This is a genomic window from Mucilaginibacter sp. 3215 (assembly GCF_050433785.1).
Classification (GTDB): domain Bacteria; phylum Bacteroidota; class Bacteroidia; order Sphingobacteriales; family Sphingobacteriaceae; genus Mucilaginibacter.
On the sequence record NZ_JBNPWO010000005.1, the window covers coordinates 98,593 to 118,647 of the forward strand.

Genomic DNA, 20,055 nt, shown 5'->3' on the forward strand with positions numbered 1-20,055 from the left:
AAAAATTATTTTATTATGCGAAAGTCAACAATTTCATTTTTGTTAATTGTTTGTGTTTTATCCCTTTGTTGTGATATTGTTTATGCCCGTTCCATAAAAAAACGAAAGGTTAAAAAGCTGTTTAAGCATTCGCAGATTGTTAATGATCATTTTACCGGGTTCGCCCTTTATGATTTGGACGAGCATAAAATGATATATGAATTAAATGCCGATAAATACTTTACACCGGCATCCAATACCAAGCTTTTTACTTTTTATACCTGTTTGAAAATGCTTGGCGATTCTATCCCCGCATTGCGTTATCAAACCCGCGGTGATTCGCTGATATTTTGGGGTACGGGCGACCCTTCTTTTTTGCACAGCGATTTGAAGGGGGTAAACGGGCTTAACTTTTTGAAGAGCAGCAGTAAACACCTTTTTTATTCGCCCGGCAACTATACCGGTGAGCCTTTTGGTGCAGGATGGGGCTGGGACGATTACAATGATTATTACCAGGCCGAAATAACCGCCCTGCCAATTGAGGATAATGTTGCTCAGCTGTATGCCGATAATGACGGTAACATGCAGGTAATGCCCCAATATCTAAAACGGTTTTTAAACGCGGATATTAATTATCGCCCGGCTCAGTTTAAAGTTAAGCGCGATTTTATCAGCAATAATTTTGTGTACCCTGCCGGGGAGATCCCCAAAAACTACAAACAGGAAATCCCATGGAAAACAAGCCTGCAGCTTACCATGGCCCTGCTGCAGGATACGCTTAAAAAGCAGGTATCCTTATTGCAGGAACCAATGGCTGCCGATGCGCGGGTTATTTATAACACCAATGCCGATTCCGTTTACCGGCGGATGCTGCAGCCGAGCGATAATTTTATTGCCGAACAATTGCTGCTGGTGTGCTCGTCGGCAAAGTTTAATACCCTCAGTACCGATTCGGTGATCAATTACTCAAAAACACATTTTTTGAATGACTTGCCCGATGTGCCGCAATGGGTTGATGGCTCGGGATTGTCGCGGTATAATTTGTTTACCCCCAGAGACCTTGTAGCCCTGCTACTCAAAATTCAGGATGAGGTGAAAGATGAAAACCTGTTACATAGCATGATGCCGGTAGGCGGCGTAGCAGGTACAATTAAAAGCGCCTATAAAACCGATAACGGGCATCCTTTTGTTTGGGCAAAAACCGGATCGTTAAGCAACAATCATAACCAAAGCGGCTACATAGTTACCCGCAAAGGCAAACGCCTGGCTTTTGCATTCATGAACAATAATTTTACCCGGCCAACCCGTGAAATAAGAGATGAGATGGTCAGGATCATGACGTACATACATGATAAGTTTTAATCTCTCTGTTGGGATCCCGAAACAAGTACGAAATGAGCGGGGCTAAAACCAGGAAGAGGTTTCGTGAAAACGAAACCTCTTCCTGGTTTATATCTGTTTCCTGCCCTTTGAGGGCCGGTGGATTAACCTTTTACACGCTCAACGTAAGCGCCGGTAGCGGTATCAACTTTAACTTTATCGCCAATGTTGATGAACAACGGTACACGGATCTCCGCGCCGGTTTCAACGGTGGCATTTTTCAAAGCACCGCTTGAGGTATCACCTTTAACGGCCGGCTCGGTGTAAGTGATTTCCAACTCGGCCGAACCCGGGATAGAACCCATGATGGGCTCATCGCTTTCGAAGGCAACAATTACGTTCATGCCTTCTTTCAAAAATTTAACTGCCGGGCCAAATAATGCCTTTGGTACGTTATGCTGATCGTATGTGGTGTTGTCCATTACTACTAATGAATCACCTTCGTCATACAGGTATTGATAATCATTGGTTTCAACGCGGGCTATGTCAACCTCTTCATCGGTACGGAAACGGTATTCAACCAGTTTACCTGATTTAACGTTGCGCATACGGGCCTGGTAAAACGCGCGTAAGTTGCCCGGGGTACGGTGTAAAAACTCCTCAACCTGAACTAATTCGCCGTTGAAGCGAAGTACATTTCCATTTTTAACATCTGATGCCTTAGCCATAAAATAATATTGAGGCGCAAACTTAGTTACTTAAGCGCAAAGAAACAAGTAGTTATGTTGGTGAATGGTTGATTGGGCTGATTAGGTGAGTGGTTTCTTTGCTGGTGAGTGGTTGATAGAGTTGATTAGGTGAATCGTTTACTCTTGGTAAAAGGGTATTAAATTTTCGATGAGCATTGAATATTTAACTATTCAACCATTCTCCACTCACGCAATCAACCACTCACTACACCTTATAATCCACAATACTCAACCTGTGATTACAGAAGCCGTACTCATGTTCCTGGTTGGAGCATACGATGGTAAGGCGGCCTGCGGCGAATTGCTGAACGAGGTTTAAGTACCAGTCAACGCCCTGGGTATCCAGGTTGGAAGTTGGCTCATCCAGCATAAGCATGTGGGTATCGGCACAAAAAGCAAGGGCAAGCTTAAGGCGCTGTTTCATCCCCGACGAAAAGTATTTAATAAGCTTGTTGGCACTTTTAGGCAGGTTGAGCAGCGCGATAACCGTTTCTTTATCTATACCCGGTTTAAAGCTTTTGAATTTGAAATGAAAATCGATCATCTCGCTCATGGTAAACTCTTCTATCAGCTCAAGATAGGGAGCAGCCAGGCTTAAATGAGTAAAAACGGTGCCTATTTCAACCGGCTTACCTTCGTTAGCAAATTCAATTTTACCTGTAGAAGGCGAAAGGCTCCCGTTTAAAACCTGCAGTAAGGTTGATTTCCCGGAACCGTTGGGGCCAAGGATAGCATATGACTCGCCAGAAGTAAAGGTATAATCCACTCCCCTGAAAATCCAGTCGCGGTTAAAGCGGCGGCCGATGTTTTGGAGGGTGATGATCATAGGGAGCTTATGGTTGATGGTTCATAGTTCATAGCCAAAGAACCTGTTTTGGCTAATGGCTGATACTGGTCTTATGGGTTATAGTTCATAGTGATTTGCAAAACGGCCGGATGTCCGGCTATGAACCATGAACTATAACCCATCAACCATTTAGGTATTCCCAAACCCTTTCATGATACCGCGTTGTGAGTTTTGGAGGAAGTTGATGATCTCATCGCGTTCCACGCTTGGGGTAAACTCGGCCTCGATGATATCAAGTGCTTTGGTTACGTTATATTTTTTGAGGAATATGATCCGGTAGATCTCCTGGATTTCGGCTATTGTAGCAGCCGAAAATCCCCTGCGGCGCAAGCCTACAGAGTTGATACCTACATATGATAGCGGTTCGCGACCGGCCTTGGTAAACGGGGGAACGTCTTTACGTACCAATGAACCGCCCGAGATCATGCTATGCGCGCCGATTTCAACAAACTGGTGCACGGCAGATGAGCCGCCGATGAAAGCGTAATCATAAACTGTAATGTGACCGGCCAGCTGCACCGCGTTGGCAACAATTACGTTATCGCCGATAACACAATCATGCGCTACGTGTACATAAGCCATCAGCAGGCAGTTGCTGCCAATGGTGGTGGTATTTTTATCAAGGGCTGTACCACGGTTAAGGGTAACACACTCACGTATAGTGGTGTTGTCGCCAATGGTTACGGTGCTTTGCTCGCCTTTATATTTTAAATCCTGCGGCGGGGCGGATACAACCGCGCCGGGAAAGATCCGGCAATTTTTACCTATGCGGGCGCCATCCATAATTACGGAGTTGGAGCCGATCCAGGTACCTTCGCCAATTTCAACATCCTTATGGATGGTAACGAATGGTTCAATTACCACGTTATCGGCAATTTTGGCCTGTGGATGGATGTATGCTAATGGCTGGATCATGCTTCAGATTCTTTTACTTTTACAATTTGAGCCATCAGTTCGGCCTCAACAACAACACGGTCGCCCACCATGCCTATACCTTTCATGGTAGCTATGCCGCGGCGGATGGGGGCAATCAGGTCGCAAATATAAATAATGGTATCGCCGGGAACTACCTTACTTTTAAAGCGGGCGTTCTCGATTTTCAGGAACAGGGTAAGGTAGTTTTGCGGATCGGGAACCGTGTTTAAAACCAGGATCCCTCCTGTTTGCACCATACCCTCAATTTGTAATACACCGGGGAAGATTGGCGCGCCGGGGAAATGGCCTTTAAAAAACTCCTCGTTAATGGTTACGTTTTTGCACCCTACAACGTGGCTTTTAGTAAGCTCCAGGATCTTGTCAATCATCAGGAATGGCTGACGGTGAGGCAGCATGCCCATGATATCAACGGTGTCAAAAAGCGGCTTGGCATTCAGATCGTAAGTTTTTACCTGTTTGCGGCTTTTTTCCTTTTTGATTAAAGCTTTGATCTTTTTAGCGAAGGCAACGTTAGCTGCGTGGCCAGGCCTTGCAGCCATGATATGGCCTTTCAACGGCACGCCTACCAATGCCAAATCGCCAATCATATCCAGCAATTTGTGACGGGCAGGTTCGTTCTGGTGCCTTAGCTCAATATTATTTAAAATACCCTGTGGCGCAACGCTGATATCCTTGCGGTTAAACAGCTTGGCAAGGTGGTTAAGTTCTTCCTGGTCAACATCTTTATCAACAACAACAATAGCGTTGTTCAAATCGCCACCTTTGATGAGGTCATGCTTTAAAAGCATTTCCAACTCATGCAAAAAGCAAAAGGTACGGCATGAAGCAATTTCTTTTTTAAACTCGCCAATGGTTGAGATACTGGCATGCTGGCTGCCCAGCACCTGCGAGTTATAGTCAACCATACAGGTAAAACGGTAATCATCCAAAGGCATGGCAACCATTTCAACCTTTCGCTCAGGTTCAGAGTAATGAATATTGTATGGAATATGGTAATATTCGCGGTCGGCATCCTGTTCAACCAGCCCGATTTCGGTTATTACGTCAACAAACTGGATCGAGCTGCCATCCATAATGGGAGTTTCGGGGCCATCAAGATCAATCAGCAGATTATCAACTTCAAGCCCAACCAAAGCGGCCAGCACGTGCTCAACAGTATTTACTGTAGCGCCGTTCTGGCTTATAGATGTTCCGCGCGAGGTATCACTCACGTTATCAACATCGGCATCAATAATTGGCGCACCGGGAATATCAATCCTCCTGAATTTATAACCGTGGTTTTCAGGGGCGGGATTAAAGGTCATTGTAACGCTTTGTCCGGTGTGTAAGCCTGTTCCTGATACCGAAACCGGCGCTTTAATAGTTCTTTGTTTAACGTTCATATTTAAATTTACAGGCTAAGGCTATTCGCTTACCTTGCCTTTACGTAGTTCTTCAATTAATTTTTCAAGCTCGTACACCTTGCGGTCAAGCTCGGGTAGCATTCGCAGCTTCGCGTGGGCACGAAGGTAATCTTTATATGGCATATTTGGAGAGCCACCCCATACCTTACCTTCTTCTGTAATAGAGCGGTTTATACCGGTCTGGGCCGAAAACTGCGATCCGTTAGCTATATTAAGATGACCGGCAAAACCTACCTGGCCGCCAATAACAACCTTTTCGCCAATTTTGGTACTGCCCGAGATACCCGATTGCGCTGCAATTACAGTGTGTGCCCCAATTTCAACATTGTGGGCAATCTGGATCAGGTTATCAATTTTAGCCCCTTTACGCACTATGGTCGAACCCATGGTTGCCCTGTCGATAGTAGTATTTGACCCCACTTCAACATCATCCTCCAATATCACGTTACCAATCTGCGCAATTTTAGTGTAAGTGCCGTCGGGGTTAGGGGCAAAGCCGAAACCATCGCTGCCGATAACCGCTCCTGAATGCACTATCACATTGTTGCCGATAACGCAATCAAAGTAAACCGTAGCCCCTGCAAACAGCGTTACATTATTGCCAAGGGTTACATTATCGCCAATATTAACGTTTGGATAGATCTTACAATTATCGCCGATGCTTACATTTTGGCCGATATAGGCAAACGCGCCGATATAAACGCCCGCTCCCACCTGTGCTGTGGGATGGATAAAGCTAGGCTGTTCAATTCCTTTTTTATCCAGCCTGAAGGTGTTGTACTTATCAAGCAGGACAGTGAACGCGCTGTAAGCGTTCTCAACCCTGATCAATGTAGCTTTTACGGGCTCCGTTAACTGCTGATCATTATTAACAATAACAATGGAGGCGTTGGTAGTATACAGAAACTGCTCATACTTGGGGTTGGCCAAAAAAGAAAGGCTGCCGGCCCCGGCTTCCTCTATCTTCGCAAGCTGGCTAACAGTTGCTGAAGGATCGCCTTCTACAGTTCCATTGAGCAGTACACTTATATCATGAGCGGTAAATTGCATCGGGCAAATTTAAATGTTAAAATTGAAGCAACAAATTATTAATGAGTTATGAACACGCGTTAAAAAGTTTTGACTGTCAACGCGTTTTATTTTTCACCATTTCTTCATTTGTCGCAGATGGATAATCGGTTTCGTTTTGCTATTTGTTAAAATCCAAAGTACAACGCTATTGTTTTATCGTTCTTTTTAAATAGGGGCGTTGCCTGCGGCCGGGCTTTCCGTTCCAAGTCCTCGCTTGCCCAACCCCTAATTCCAACCCGCGCTGTGGGCTTTCCACTACAATCCCTAACGCGGCCAGTGCACATTTCCGGCATTTATCCATAATGCCTTTTTATGTAGAGACGCATAATTGCGTCTCCTTTAGGACAGATCGCTTTGCCAATCCCAAACTGCAGTAACCTGCATGCGGGAGACGCAATTATGCGTCTCTACAGTGAAAACCGCCTGTTAATTCAACAACTCCTTGTTATAACAAAGGATATATTTTTTCACCGTCTTGGCCAAAGCCACAAGGTTTGAATTGTCGCTGGCGGCAGCAATATCTTTCACCTCGCCGTTCTTCATCAATATACCAATGTTGCCATCGTTTTGGTTGTAAGCGTTATTACGGATAGATGTAGTAAATACAAAGTAAGCCGCAGCTTCTTCATAACTAATGCCATACTTTTCCATCGCCTTTTGACGAAGGCTTTCAACAAAAGCTTCATCGGGGCATTCATTGGTAATATCAACCCTGAAAAGGCTGCGTTGTACCAGGTTTTTGCAAAGATGAGAAAGTACCAGGTCGGGGTGATAGGCCCACACTTTTACCGATGCCATAATATCGGTATCATCCAAACATGCAAAAGTTTCCAGGTGATGGTCCTCGTTCATGAAAGCATCCCTGCTGATGCGGTTCTTTAAAAAATGCAGCAGGGCCGGGGTAGCAAACAATTCCTTACCCTGCGAAATCAGTTCGCGGCCGCGCCTGAAAATCTTGGTTAGCACCTCCTCGCCCGCTATCACTGTTTTATGCAGGTAAACCTGCCAGTACATCAGACGGCGGGCAATCAAAAATTTCTCTATCGAGTAAATGCCTTTTTCGTCAACAACCACATGATCGTCTTTAACATTGAGCATCTTAATGATGCGCTCGGAACTGATCACCCCTTCGGATACACCGGTGAAGAAACTGTCGCGGTTAAGATAATCCAGCCTGTCCATATCCAGCTGACTGGATACCAGTTGATGTAAAAACTTACGCGGATAGGTATCATTAAAAATATCAATGGCCATGGTAAGCTTACCCTCAAACCGGGCATTAAGCTTATTCATCAGCATTGATGAAATATCTTCATGGGCAATGCCATCAATAATGGTATTTTCCAAAGCGTGAGAAAATGGGCCGTGGCCAATATCATGCAATAATATGGCAATGGTAACCGCTTCTTCCTCTTCGGCAGAGATCTGGTGGCCTTTGCTTCGCAATGTTTCAAGCGCGGTATCCATCAGGTACATGGAGCCCAAAGCATGATGAAAACGGGTGTGCAGTGCGCCGGGATAAACCAGGTGCGTCATGCCCAGTTGCTTGATATAGCGTAACCGCTGAAAGTACGGATGGGATATGAGGTCAAAGATCAGTTCGGTTGGGATACTGATAAAACCGTAAACCGGGTCGTTAATTATTTTCTTTTTATTCAATGCTGCTTATGTAAGTGCAAAAATGTAAAACAAAGGTAAAATAAGCGCGACAGGTTTGTTAAATTTTGTTAATACCTTTACTGAATAACAACAAAAGCATCTATTTGGGGTTTACTGTCTGAATCAGAATTCATAGAATTTTAGGATTCACAGAATTTAATGGTAAAAAATTGATATTTGAAAAGCATTTAACCTTATACCGGATTATTCTGAAAATTTTTAAATTCTGAAAATTCTGATTCAGAAATTTAATATACATACTATGCAAGACACCACCATTTTATGGGCCGATGACGAAATTGACCTGCTAAGACCACATATACTTTTCCTGGGCGAAAAGGGCTATAAAGTAACCACTGTTACCAATGGCTACGACGCCGTCGACTCTTTTAAAAACAATTATTTCGACCTGGTTTTCCTGGATGAGAACATGCCCGGCCTTACCGGCCTGGAAACCCTGCAGCAGATCAAGAACATCAACAATGATGTGCCCATTGTGCTGATCACCAAAAATGAGGAAGAGTACCTGATGGAAGATGCCATCGGTTCAAAAATAGACGACTACCTGATTAAGCCGGTACACCCTAAGCAAATCCTGCTTACTATAAAAAAACTGACCGAAAACAAACGCCTTGTTACCGAGAAAACGACCATGGCCTACCAGATGGATTTCCGTACACTGGGCATGACGCTTAACGAAAACCTGAGCCACCAGGAATGGGTTGATGTTTACAAAAAACTGATCTACTGGGAGCTTGAGCTGGAAAAGCTGGAAGACGCAGGCATGCACGAGATCCTGACACTGCAAAAAGCCGAAGCAAACATGCAGTTTTGCAAGTTTGTGGAGCGCAACTACCTTAACTGGATCAAAAACCCGGATTTGGCGCCAACTTCATCGCCCCAGTTATTTAAAAAGAAGGTATTCCCAAAGCTGGATGGTAAAGGCCCGCTGTTTTTTATTTTGATAGATAACCTGCGTTATGATCAGTTTAAGATCATTAACCCTATTATTTCCGAATATTTCAGGCTGGAGGAAGAGGACACTTATTATAGTATCCTGCCAACAGCTACGCAATATGCCCGTAACTCCATTTTTTCGGGCCTGATGCCTTTGGATATGGAACGCCGCTATCCATCTATGTGGCAAAACGACGAGGACGAAGGCGGCAAGAACTTGTACGAAGCAGACTTTTTAGCCGATCACCTGAAGCGCGTGTTGCGAAAAGACTGCAAACACTCTTACCACAAGATCCTGAATATTGACGAAGGCCGGGCGCTGAACGAGTCGGTGAATAACCTCATGAATAACGAGCTTAATGTAGTGGTATACAACTTTGTGGATATGCTTTCGCACGCCCGTACAGATATGCAGATGATCCGCGAGCTGGCAAGTGACGATGCCGCTTACCGCTCATTAACCCTGTCGTGGTTTGAACACTCGCCCTTGTATGACCTGTTGAAATACCTGGCTCAAAAACAGGTACGCGTTATCATTACTACCGATCATGGTACCATCCGGGTAAAAAATCCAAGCAAAATTGTGGGTGACAGGAACACTAACACTAACCTGCGTTATAAACAAGGCAAAAACCTGAACTATAATGCTAAGGAGGTTTTTCATATCCGTAATCCGCATGATGCCATGCTGCCGAGACTGCACATCAGCTCAAGCTTTGTTTTTGCCAAGGAAGACAGCTATTTCGTGTACCCGAACAACTACAACCACTTTGTGAATTTCTATAATGAAACTTTCCAGCATGGAGGGATCTCGTTAGAAGAAATGATAGTGCCGGTGGTTACCTACGGGCCTAAGTAGAGACCTCACCCACCCCCTCTCCAAAGGAGAGGGCTAAAAAACTTTATTAAAATCTCCCCTTCAGGGGAGATTTAGAGGGGTTAAAACTCCAATTCCAGCAGCACCGGGCAATGATCGGAGTGTTTAGCCTCCGGCAATATCGCCGCACGGCGGATCTTATCTTCAAGCGGGGTACTGGCCATGGCGTAATCGATACGCCAGCCTAAGTTTTTACCGCGTGATCCGGCACGGAAACTCCACCAGGTGTAGTTATGCGGTTCTTTGTTCAGGTGGCGGAGGGTATCTATAAATCCGCCTTCAATAAAGTTCTCCATCCATTCACGCTCCTCCGGTAAAAAGCCCGATGAGTTGGCGTTTGATTTTGGGTTGTGAATATCAATAGGGCGGTGACAAATGTTATAGTCGCCGCAAACCACCAGGTTAGGGTGCTCCACTTTAAGCAGGGTAAGGTACTTGCCAAACTCATCTAAAAAACGGTATTTAAAAACCTGCCGGTCATCACCGCTTGAGCCCGATGGGAAATAAACGCTCATCACCGAAACCTCATCAAAGTCAACCCGGATGCAGCGCCCCTCACGGTCAAAATCAGGAATGCCGCAGCCGTATTCAATATGGTTGGGCAAAATTTTAGTAAAAATGGCTGTGCCGCTATAGCCCTTCTTTTCTGCCGGGAACCAGTAATGCTGATAACCCATCTGGTCAACCAAACCAAGGTCGGTGAGCACATCGGGCGTTGCTTTAATTTCCTGCAAACAAACTACATCTGCATCGGTAGCCTGCAGCCAGGCAAGCCAACCCTTGTTTATTGCCGAACGGATACCGTTAACATTATATGTAAGTATTTTCATTTGGGATTTCGGATGTTCGATTTCGGATTTAATTACTAAACTACAACAAAATTGTCATTCCTTCTGCCGCGGGTTTTTAACCCGTGGTGTACCATGGTTTCAGCTTTCAGCTGAATTTGTGTAAGCTGAAAGCTTACATTGTGCCAACCACAGGTTATGCTATCGCTAAACCCGCGGCAGTTTGGTTTATTTCTTCTCCGGAAAAAGAATGGCATCCAGCTGCTTACATTCTTTTTTGCTTAGCAACTCAACGGTCATAGGCACATCGACATTGGGGCGATCATTACCATCTTTTTTTACAGCAGCAATCCTGTCGACCATATCAATCCCCGAAACAACCTCGCCAAAAACGGTATAGTTTTGATCAAGGTGAGGCGAGCCGCCGACAGATTTATACCATTCGCGCTGCCATGCCGGGATTTTGCGGCCTTTAAGCCGGGTGTTTTCCAATGTATCCAGTTTGCCGTCGGTAAAGCGTTTGCCTTCCACGATATAAAACTGGCAGCCGCTCGACTCTTTTTGGGGATTATCATCACGGGCGGCAGCAAGTACGCCGCGTTTATGAAACAAGCTGTCGCGAAATTCGGCGGGGAGGGTATAACCCACATCGCCATTGCCCAGCTCGGCGCCGGGTTTTGCTTTTACCGGATCTTTTGAATCCGGGTCGCCACCCTGGATCATGAAATTCTGGATCACGCGATGAAACAGCGTGCCATTAAAGAATCCCTTTTTGGTTAGTTTGATAAAGTTATCGCGGTGCAAAGGCGTTTCATTATACAGGCGAAGGATACAATCGCCATAAACCGTATGGATCCGCACGTACTGATTTTTAGGCGGCCCGGCAAACGCGGCTGTAAGGGTTAATAAAAGAATGCTTAAGGTAAAAAGTTTCTTCATAGACCGTTGATTGTTTTTATTGATGAAGATAGATTAATTGTTCCGAATGTTCTAATTCCCTTCCCGGGATCAATTTAAGGGGTAAAAAGCTGGGAAATGTGCGATTCCCCTCTTGAGAGGGGCGGAGGGGTGTGTTTATGCTTTGATAAGCCAATCGCAGAAACACACCCCTGCTATCGCTCTTCCCTCCGCGCCCCCTCTCAAGAGGGGAATTATAAAGCCCTGTTATCAACCCAATAAACCACTCACTACTCAGCCCCCTCCATCTCCTCAAAGTAATTTACAATGAGCGATTTCATCATCATTTCCTGTTCAAGCAGGGTATAGTTCGGGATTACTTTTACGCGTTTCCAATGCGGCCAGCCATCCTGGTCAAGGCCTTCCAGCTCGTAAAAGCCCATCATGCTCATTAAGCGACAGGTGGCAATATGCATCAGCTCTTCCTTTTGGCGCTTGCTGAACTTACGCGGCCCCTGGCCCAGCTCCTGTACCCCGATCAAAAAAAGCATCACCTTTATATCGGGCTTTTCGTTATCAAAATCCTCAGCTATCCGCTGCTGAAGCGCATCCCATTTTTTATTGATCTCGGCAGGTGTCATATTTGGCAAAGATAGATTATTCATTGGGTCATTGCGTCATTAGGTCATTGGTTAATCGCATAACATACACACTGGTTGACAACAGATGAGCAAAAAATGACTTAATGACCAAATGAAACAATGACCAGGCTATCATTATTGTTACAATGTTGCATTAATATTCTCGTTTTAATACTTATTTTTGCCGTATTCCGTTAAAGGGATGTTGACTGTGAAAAAAAAACGCTTACATATTGTATTTGCGTGGCTGCTGCTTGTTTGCTTTGCGGCCGGGCAATATATGGTTTATTCGCACCAGCACGCCCTGATCAAGGGAATTACCAAACACAGCCATATGGCCGTTGGTCAGCAAACTGTTAAAGAAAAATGTTTGCTGTGCGATGCCATGCACCATACCGATGCTGTGGCCGTTAGCAACAGTTCATTTTTTATCCCTCTTGTAACTTCTGATCATTTTTTTAAACCCGGCGATTACAATTTTGTAAGCCTTGCGCTTATCCTTGCCGCCGGCCGCGCCCCTCCGGTTATTGCTTAAGGTTACCTTACGCTTTCTTCAAAACATAGCCGTTGATTATAACGGTATTTATTGATTTTCTTAATCTTTTATCATGAAATTAAAGCTTATAAGCTTCATTATATTGCTGTTGGTGCAGGTTTCTGCATTTGCAGATGTTATTATTGTTAAAGGCCGTGTGGTCGACGCGCAATCAAAACAAACGTTACCGGGTGCTGTGATCACTATCCCCGAATTGAAAATATCTGCCATAACCGATCCTAATGGCGAGTTTTCTTTTAAATCATTACCCAATAGGGGCAGGTTCCTGTTCTCGATAGAATATGTGGGGTATAAATCCCTTACCAAAATAGTAGATCTTTCGGCCGGCACCCCGCTGATTTTTGAATTGCAGTCGAGCATTATCGAAACCCACGAAGTGGTTATTACCGGTACGGCTATCAGCGCTAATAATAAACAGAACAGCACATCAGTATCAGCTGTGGGGCGCGATGGCTTGTTAAGACAGTCAACCAACCTTATCGATGCGCTTGCACACCAGGTGCCGGGCATGTCGCAGATCACTACCGGCCCCTCTATTTCCAAACCGGTTATCCGTGGCTTAAGCTATAATCGTGTAGTTACTTTGAGCGATGGGGTTAAACAACAAGGGCAGCAATGGGGCGATGAGCATGGTATCGAGATTGATCAATACAGCTCGGACAGAGTAGAGGTGCTTCGCGGGGCAGCTTCACTGCTATACGGATCGGACGCGTTGGGCGGTGTTATTAACCTGCTTGAGCCACTTACCCCGCCCGACGGGCAGATCAAAGGTGAGTTTTTAACCAACTACTCCACCAACAACGGCTTAACCGGAACTTCACTGATGCTTACCGGTAACGAAAACGGACTGGTATGGCGTGCCCGCGGCAGCTACAAAAATGCATACTCCTTTAAAACGCCAGACTACTATTTCCCTAACTCCGGTTTTAATGAAACCGATCTGAGCGGTATGATCGGTCTTAACAAATCATGGGGTTACTCGCACATCAACCTTAGCTACTTTAAAAACAATATCGGTTTTTACGATCCGGAGCCTGCTAATGGCCTCAACTTTTTGCATGACGATGGCACACCATTTACGCAGGATGAATATAAAAGCCGTACGCTTGAATACCCTAAACAGGATATCCGCCATTATAAAATAAACTGGGATAACAACTTCATTACCGAAGGGGGCAACCTGAAAGTGAACCTCGGCTACCAGAAAAACCAGCGCCGCGAGCTCGACGGACCGGATCCTTCCCTGTTCTTTGATCTGAATACGTACTCGGGCGATGTAAAATATTATGTTACCGAAACAAATGGATGGCAGCCTGTTTTTGGCGCGAGTTCGGACATCGGCCATAGTTTAAACAAAGGCTCGGAGTTTTTGATCCCTGCTTATGATACTTATGGCGTGGGCGCTTTCGCATACATCAAAAAAACCTGGGATAAAAACACCTTTAATGCCGGTATCAGGTATGATTATCGTAAAAACAAGGGCAAAGGCCTGGTTGAGGATGGCGAAACCAAATTTACCCCTTTTACCAACAAATTTTCGAACATAAGCGGAGCGTTGGGTTATACGCATGAGTTTAATGACAATTTGAATTTCAAGGCCAACGCCGGCTCGGCTTTCCGTGCGCCAAACCCGGCCGAACTTGGCTCCAACGGTGTACATGAAGGTACTTTCCGCTATGAAATAGGCAATCCTAACCTGGCGCCCGAAAGAAGTTACCAGGTTGACGCTACCCTGCAATACGACGACAAAATTGTAAGTGCCAGTTTAGGGATCTATGAAAACTACATCCACAACTATATTTATGCATCGCACAAACAGGGGGATGTAGCACAGGCCGAAAACGAAAGCGGCAGCCTGAGCCAGTTTGATGTGTACCGTTACAACCAGGTTAATGCTAACCTGTATGGTGTTGAAGGTAACTTTACCCTGCACCCGTTAAGCTTCATCCATTTTGAAAATACCTTTGGCTACACTTATGCCCGTAACAACACGCTCGACAGGCCGCTGGCGTTCATCCCCGCCGGTACGCTGAAAAACACGCTGCGTTTTGAGCCAACTATTAAAGGGTTGAAACAATCATACATTTCGGTAGGGATTGATAACTTCTTTAACCAGTATCGTTATGATTCCGCCTTTGAAACCGGCACCAAAGGCTACACGCTGTTAAATGCAGGCCTGGGCACAACGGTTAACTTTGGCAAACAGCCTGTTAAACTATATGTGTCGGGGAATAACCTGGCCAACATCAAGTACTACGATGCGCTTAGCCGCCTCAAGCCCGGCCGGATAAGCTCGGAAGATCCGGAATTTGGTATTTATAACATGGGGCGCAATATTACCTTCGGTATTTATTTGCCATTGTCCATCAATTAATCATTAATGATGCCTCAGATAAAAAGTCCTGCCATCCGGCGGGACTTTTTTATTTTCCTGCCCCTCGCCTGACTGGTGCATGTATTGTGCGGCTGCCTATGTTGGGATTGCTTGCGCCTTCCTGGTCATCACCAGGTCAAACTCGCCCTTTGGCAGGCCGGGGGGCAAACATTTAGTTCTGTCTTCTGTATTTTTCTGTATGCGTAAAATACTAATGCTTTTACTCCTGATATCCACGATCATCGCGGCAAATGCCCAAACCGATACGCTTTCTATTACGCTCGAAAATGTAAAATACCCGTATCCGGTAAATTTTATGCCCATAAAAGTTGAAGGGCAGGATCTGCGCATGGCCTATATGGATATAAAACCGGCTGCTCCTAACGGCAAAACGGTAATGCTTTTTCACGGTAAAAATTTTGGCGGCTATTATTGGGCAGATGTGATCCGGGTGTTAACCGATAAAGGCTACCGGGTGATTGTACCAGACCAGATTGGCTTTGGCAAATCATCAAAAGCGTTTATTCATTATAGCTTTCATCAGCTGGCAAGGTTTAACAAAAACCTGCTGGATAGTTTAGGGGCTCAAAAGGTTACTTTAATGGGCCACTCCATGGGCGGGATGCTGGCCACCCGGTTTACGCTCATGTATCCCGGCAGGGTTGAAAAATTGCTGCTTGAAGATCCGATCGGCCTGGAAGATTACCGCACATTTGTTCCCTATGCAAGTGCCGAGGACGATTACAAAACCGAATTGAAAACCAGCTACGAGAGTGTTAAGAAGTATTATCAAACATCTTACTTCACCACCTGGAAACCCGAATACGATTATTTGGTTGCGATTGGCGCCGGCGTAAGCAAAAGTTCCGATTTTCCCCGCTATGCCAAAGTAGCCGCGCTCACTTTTGAAATGATTTACGAGCAACCGGTTTGTTACGAGTTTGGGCTCATTAAAGTGCCTACCGTGTTGTTTACAGGCAAAGAGGATAAAACCATAGTAGGCAAGGCCTTGCTTAGCGACGAAGAAAAAGCCAAACATGGGCAGTATAAAATATTAGGGCCCGAAACGGCCCGAAAAATCCCCGGCTGCAAGCTCATCGAGTTTGATAATTGCGGGCATATTCCGCATATTGAGGTTAAGGAGGCCTTTTTTAAAGCCCTGACGGCTAATTTATAATTTAGGGATTTTGAGTATTTTTGAATCAGTGCCACTAAGCATAAAAACGTCATTGCGAGGAACGAAGCAATCCCCTACTTACAGGTCCGCTCTGTATTGTTCGCGATTGCTTCGTTCCTCGCAATGACGTACTTAAATTTATAACACGTGCAACTATCTGTAAATTCAACATCTCAATTACCGCAGGCTGCCGAAGCCATCCTGGCCAACTCGGCGGGGAATAAAATTTTTCTTTTTTATGGCGAAATGGGGGCGGGCAAAACAACGCTCATCAAAGCTTTATGCGAAGAGCTCGGCGTAACAGAACAGGCAACCAGTCCTACGTTTTCAATTGTAAACGAATACACCGGCCGCGACAGCAGGATCTTTCATTTTGATTTCTATCGTCTTAAAAATCAAACAGAAGCATTGGATATGGGCTATGAGGAATATTTTTACAGCGATGCCTACTGCTTTATTGAGTGGCCCGAAAAAATTCCAGACTTGCTTCCCAACCGTTACACCAACATCCGGATCCGGGTTTTGGACAGCACCTCGCGCAGCATCAGCATGGAAAATATTTAGTTTTATCATACATCGTTTTTTCTTATCTTCAACAGCCTTAAAAAAAACACATCATGAGTTCAGGGATATATAGCGGGTTTTCGGATATTGCCAAGCAAGCAATGTTGCAGCCCCAGGAGTCGTTGCTGGAGGTAAAAAGCAAAAAGAACAAGCTATACATCGGCATTCCCAAAGAGGTTTCCTTCCAGGAAAACCGCGTGCCGTTGACCCCGCTGTCGGTAGCGCTGCTGGTTAATAACGGCCACGAGGTGATGCTGGAGAGTAATGCCGGGCAGGCTGCCAATTTTTCGGATAAGGATTACAGTGAGCAGGGCGCCCAGATAGTATATGATACTAAAAAGGTTTACGAGGCCGATATCATTATCAAAATAGCCCCTCCTACCACTCATGAAATTGAGCTGATGAAGCCCGGGCAGCTCCTGATCTCTACCCTGCAAATCGCTACGCTCAAGGCCGAAAGCATTCAGGCGCTGATGGCCAAAAAGATCACCGCGCTAAGTTTTGAGCATTTGCGCGATGAGGGCAATACCCTTACGGTGGTAAGGGCCATGAGCGAAATTGTGGGCGCTACCTCCATACTTATAGCAGCCGAATATTTAAGCAATGTTTTTGAAGGCAAAGGCCTGATGCTGGGCGGCATAACCGGCGTTCCGCCAACCGAAATCGTGATTCTGGGTGCCGGAACCGTGGGTGAATACGCGGCACGCACCGCCATATCATTGGGTGCCGAGGTTAAGGTATTCGATCCGTCTATATACAAACTCCGCCGCCTGCAAAACAATATCGGCAACCGCGTTTTCACATCGGTGGTACAGCCTATTGTATTAGAAAAAGCCATCACCACCTGCGATGTGGCCATAGGCGCGCTCCGTGCCGAAGATGGCCGCAGCCCCTGCATTATTTCTGAAGCTACCGTTAGCCGCATGAAACGCGACTCGGTGATCATTGATGTAAGTATTGACCAGGGCGGCTGTTTTGAAACATCCGAAGTTACCAATCATACCCACCCCGTTTTTCGCAAATATGATGTAATTCATTATTGTGTGCCTAACATCGCATCGCGTGTGGCCCGTACCGCTACCTATGCGCTCACCAATATTTTTGCACCGATACTGCTTGATATTGGCGATATGGGCGGCATCAAAAACCTCATCTGGCAAAAATCGGGGGTGCGTAACGCGGTTTATATTTACCAGGGCCAGCTTACCAATAAACACATTGGCGAGCGTTTCTCGATCCCCTGCAAAGACCTCGATTTGCTGATCGTATCGCACAGGTAAACAGGTAATATGAATTGCCGGTATTTGATATTGCTGATATTTGTAGCGTGTGCTTTGCGCGTTAATGCGCAGCATTATAAATATATCGACAGTACAAAAATTTATGGTATTGCCCGCTATAAACTACAGGTTAAAGCAAACCCGGATAAACAGCTGGTTGAAATAAAGAAATATATCCCTGAAATTATCTTAGATCTGCGGTATGCTACAACCAACAATTTCATGCATCGCCGCATATATACAAGGGCCAAAGCTTATGCAAGGCTCCCGGTTGTAAAAGCGCTTCAGCAGGTTGAAGCCGAATTAAAAATGCAGGGCCTCGGTATTAAAATTTATGATGCCTATCGGCCCTATTCGGTCACCGTTAATTTTTATGAAATGGCCCCCGATACCAATTTTGTAGCCGATCCACGCAAAGGCTCGAAGCATAACCGTGGCTGCGCTATTGACCTTTCCCTTATCAATATTAAAACCGGCAAAGAACTGGATATGCCAACCGGCTTTGATAGCTTTAGCCGTAAGGCCGGGGCAAACTATATGGATTTACCGCAGCAGCAAATTACAAACCGCGGGCTGCTGAAAACAGTAATGGCCAAATACGGCTTTAAAGTGCTGTCAACCGAATGGTGGCATTATGATTTTATAGGCTGGGCCGGGTATGAGTTGCTGGATATTCCCGTTCAGAGTTTATAATACGTTAGGCAGCCCTGTTTCAAAACTTACAACTTTTATTACAAAACCATACAAAAGGCATTAATATTGCTTAACCGTACATAAGCAGGGTTAATCTACAAAAAACAGGCATGAAATTTTTAAGCAAAGCATACTTTAAACAACTATGGAAGGTTCTGCTGGCATCGTTCACGGGCTTTTCAAAAGATAATGGCTTAAAATTAAGCGCCTCGCTGGCTTATTACACCGTTTTTTCAATTGCCCCGTTATTAATTATTGTAATATCGGTAGCCGGCCTGGTTTTTGGACGGGATGCCGCAACGGAGCGGTTGTACCCCGAAATTGTTCGTTATGTTGGCAAAACGCCGGCAGCACAAATTCAGGATGCCTTAAAGCACCTTGCGCTGTCGGGGAAATCGGGCATAGCGGTTATTATTGGCGGGGTTACGCTTTTATTGGGCGCGAGCAGTATTTTTATCGAGATCCAGGATTCGCTTAATATAATCTGGAGGGTTAAAGCCAAGCCTAAAAGCGGCTGGATGCAATTGCTGAAAAATCGGTTTGTGTCCTTTTCGCTTATCATCAGCCTGGGCTTCCTGTTGTTGGCATCGCTTATTATCAACCTGGTCATAAGTGCCCTGAAGGATCAGATCCAGCATTTTTTTCCCGGTATCGATTCTTTTACGAAAGTATTTGTTCAGGCGCTAAACCTGGGCATTACCCTGGTGGTGATCACTACCTTGTTTGGCATCATATTTAAGTTTTTGCCCGATGTTAAAATCAAATGGCGGGATGTGCGCAGCGGCGCGGTATTTACAGCTATCCTGTTTATGATAGGTCAATACCTCATCAGCCTTTATATCCAATATACAGCGCAAGGGTCGGCCTATGGCGCGGCGGGTTCTATTATTGTGATATTGGTTTGGATCTATTATACATCGGCCATATTGTACATTGGTGCCGAGTTTACCCAGGTATTTGCCGAGGCCAGCGGGAGCCATATCGAGCCCGCAGATTACGCCGTTCATGTTCAGCAAACCGAGGTTGAACACCGCGTAAAAACCCTTCCACCTCAAAACCCGCAGCTTGAAGGGCATTTGAAAAAGAATGAGGGAGAGAAAAAAGGATAGGAAACATTAGGGACAAAACAGGTGTTATGCTGAGCTTATCGAAGCATGGCGGCCAGGCCTCTGCGCACGACTCTTCGGTAAACTCAGGGTGGCGCGTCGCCACACGAGGAGAAAAAGGGGGGTCATGCTGAATGATTTAAATCCGTTGGATTCTGAAGGAGCAATGACATCTCCTCCA

General features: G+C 45.4%; 18 protein-coding genes. 9 read left to right on the forward strand and 9 right to left on the reverse strand.

What is annotated here, in order from left to right:
- Nucleotides 1–15 precede the first annotated feature (15 nt).
- On the forward strand, nt 16–1,341 hold the full coding sequence (locus ABIC84_RS11165; RefSeq protein WP_426583329.1) for a D-alanyl-D-alanine carboxypeptidase/D-alanyl-D-alanine-endopeptidase: 1,326 nt from the start codon (nt 16–18) through the stop codon (nt 1,339–1,341).
- A gap of 122 nt (nt 1,342–1,463) precedes the next feature.
- Here ABIC84_RS11165 and efp read toward each other — a convergent pair whose 3' ends face one another.
- The 6 genes from efp to ABIC84_RS11195 all read right to left on the reverse strand — a co-directional run bounded on the left by efp (nt 1,464) and on the right by ABIC84_RS11195 (nt 7,964).
- The gene (efp, locus tag ABIC84_RS11170; protein WP_090532660.1) at nt 1,464–2,027 is read right to left on the reverse strand and encodes an elongation factor P; all 564 of its coding nucleotides are present in this window, start codon (nt 2,025–2,027) and stop codon (nt 1,464–1,466) included.
- Between the two features lie 226 nt (nt 2,028–2,253).
- A complete protein-coding gene (locus tag ABIC84_RS11175) occupies nt 2,254–2,874 on the reverse strand; it encodes an ABC transporter ATP-binding protein (RefSeq protein WP_426583332.1) in 621 nt (206 codons plus the stop codon).
- A gap of 150 nt (nt 2,875–3,024) precedes the next feature.
- The gene (gene lpxA / locus ABIC84_RS11180) at nt 3,025–3,810 is read right to left on the reverse strand and encodes an acyl-ACP--UDP-N-acetylglucosamine O-acyltransferase (protein WP_090532656.1); all 786 of its coding nucleotides are present in this window, start codon (nt 3,808–3,810) and stop codon (nt 3,025–3,027) included.
- Nucleotides 3,807–5,213, reverse strand: coding sequence for a bifunctional UDP-3-O-[3-hydroxymyristoyl] N-acetylglucosamine deacetylase/3-hydroxyacyl-ACP dehydratase (locus tag ABIC84_RS11185; RefSeq protein ID WP_429263613.1), 1,407 nt, complete (start codon nt 5,211–5,213; stop codon nt 3,807–3,809). Before ABIC84_RS11185 ends, lpxA begins: the two co-directional genes overlap by 4 nt.
- A 21-nt stretch (nt 5,214–5,234) precedes the next feature.
- Nucleotides 5,235–6,284 carry a UDP-3-O-(3-hydroxymyristoyl)glucosamine N-acyltransferase gene (gene lpxD / locus ABIC84_RS11190; protein WP_429263614.1) on the reverse strand — a complete coding sequence of 350 codons (1,050 nt, stop codon included), beginning with the start codon at nt 6,282–6,284 and terminating at the stop codon, nt 5,235–5,237.
- Nucleotides 6,285–6,731: 447 nt separating this feature from the next.
- Nucleotides 6,732–7,964 (reverse strand): HD domain-containing protein, encoded by a 1,233-nt coding sequence (locus ABIC84_RS11195; protein WP_426583337.1) that lies wholly within the window; start codon nt 7,962–7,964, stop codon nt 6,732–6,734.
- A 262-nt stretch (nt 7,965–8,226) separates the two neighbouring features.
- Here ABIC84_RS11195 and ABIC84_RS11200 point away from each other — a divergent pair, with 262 nt between their 5' ends.
- Nucleotides 8,227–9,780 carry a bifunctional response regulator/alkaline phosphatase family protein gene (locus ABIC84_RS11200; protein WP_176626215.1) on the forward strand — a complete coding sequence of 518 codons (1,554 nt, stop codon included), beginning with the start codon at nt 8,227–8,229 and terminating at the stop codon, nt 9,778–9,780.
- Between the two features lie 80 nt (nt 9,781–9,860).
- On the opposite strand, the gene ABIC84_RS11205 is transcribed toward ABIC84_RS11200, so the two are convergent.
- The 3 genes from ABIC84_RS11205 to ABIC84_RS11215 all read right to left on the reverse strand — a co-directional run bounded on the left by ABIC84_RS11205 (nt 9,861) and on the right by ABIC84_RS11215 (nt 12,124).
- Complete coding sequence (locus tag ABIC84_RS11205; RefSeq protein WP_429263615.1) at nt 9,861–10,628, reverse strand: exodeoxyribonuclease III; 768 nt, start codon at nt 10,626–10,628, stop codon at nt 9,861–9,863.
- Between the two features lie 186 nt (nt 10,629–10,814).
- Nucleotides 10,815–11,525 (reverse strand): peptidylprolyl isomerase, encoded by a 711-nt coding sequence (locus ABIC84_RS11210; RefSeq protein WP_429263616.1) that lies wholly within the window; start codon nt 11,523–11,525, stop codon nt 10,815–10,817.
- Nucleotides 11,526–11,773: 248 nt separating this feature from the next.
- The gene (locus ABIC84_RS11215; protein WP_090532643.1) at nt 11,774–12,124 is read right to left on the reverse strand and encodes a hypothetical protein; all 351 of its coding nucleotides are present in this window, start codon (nt 12,122–12,124) and stop codon (nt 11,774–11,776) included.
- Between the two features lie 211 nt (nt 12,125–12,335).
- Between ABIC84_RS11215 and ABIC84_RS11220 the strand changes: the two genes are divergently transcribed.
- The 7 genes from ABIC84_RS11220 (at nt 12,336) to ABIC84_RS11250 (ending at nt 19,877) form a co-directional block, all read left to right on the forward strand.
- Nucleotides 12,336–12,659 (forward strand): hypothetical protein, encoded by a 324-nt coding sequence (locus ABIC84_RS11220; RefSeq protein WP_413321069.1) that lies wholly within the window; start codon nt 12,336–12,338, stop codon nt 12,657–12,659.
- A 73-nt stretch (nt 12,660–12,732) separates the two neighbouring features.
- Nucleotides 12,733–15,054 carry a TonB-dependent receptor gene (locus ABIC84_RS11225; RefSeq protein WP_429263617.1) on the forward strand — a complete coding sequence of 774 codons (2,322 nt, stop codon included), beginning with the start codon at nt 12,733–12,735 and terminating at the stop codon, nt 15,052–15,054.
- A gap of 199 nt (nt 15,055–15,253) precedes the next feature.
- Nucleotides 15,254–16,231 carry an alpha/beta fold hydrolase gene (locus ABIC84_RS11230; RefSeq protein ID WP_429263618.1) on the forward strand — a complete coding sequence of 326 codons (978 nt, stop codon included), beginning with the start codon at nt 15,254–15,256 and terminating at the stop codon, nt 16,229–16,231.
- Nucleotides 16,232–16,378: 147 nt separating this feature from the next.
- Nucleotides 16,379–16,795: a tRNA (adenosine(37)-N6)-threonylcarbamoyltransferase complex ATPase subunit type 1 TsaE gene (gene tsaE / locus ABIC84_RS11235; RefSeq protein WP_090532637.1), complete on the forward strand. Its 417-nt coding sequence runs from the start codon at nt 16,379–16,381 to the stop codon at nt 16,793–16,795.
- A gap of 53 nt (nt 16,796–16,848) precedes the next feature.
- Nucleotides 16,849–18,075, forward strand: coding sequence for an alanine dehydrogenase (locus ABIC84_RS11240; RefSeq protein WP_090532635.1), 1,227 nt, complete (start codon nt 16,849–16,851; stop codon nt 18,073–18,075).
- A 9-nt stretch (nt 18,076–18,084) separates the two neighbouring features.
- Complete coding sequence (locus ABIC84_RS11245) at nt 18,085–18,768, forward strand: M15 family metallopeptidase (RefSeq protein ID WP_429263619.1); 684 nt, start codon at nt 18,085–18,087, stop codon at nt 18,766–18,768.
- Between the two features lie 110 nt (nt 18,769–18,878).
- Entirely contained in the window at nt 18,879–19,877 is a 999-nt protein-coding gene (locus ABIC84_RS11250; RefSeq protein WP_429263620.1) for a YihY/virulence factor BrkB family protein, read from the forward strand.
- Nucleotides 19,878–20,055: the final 178 nt, after the last annotated feature.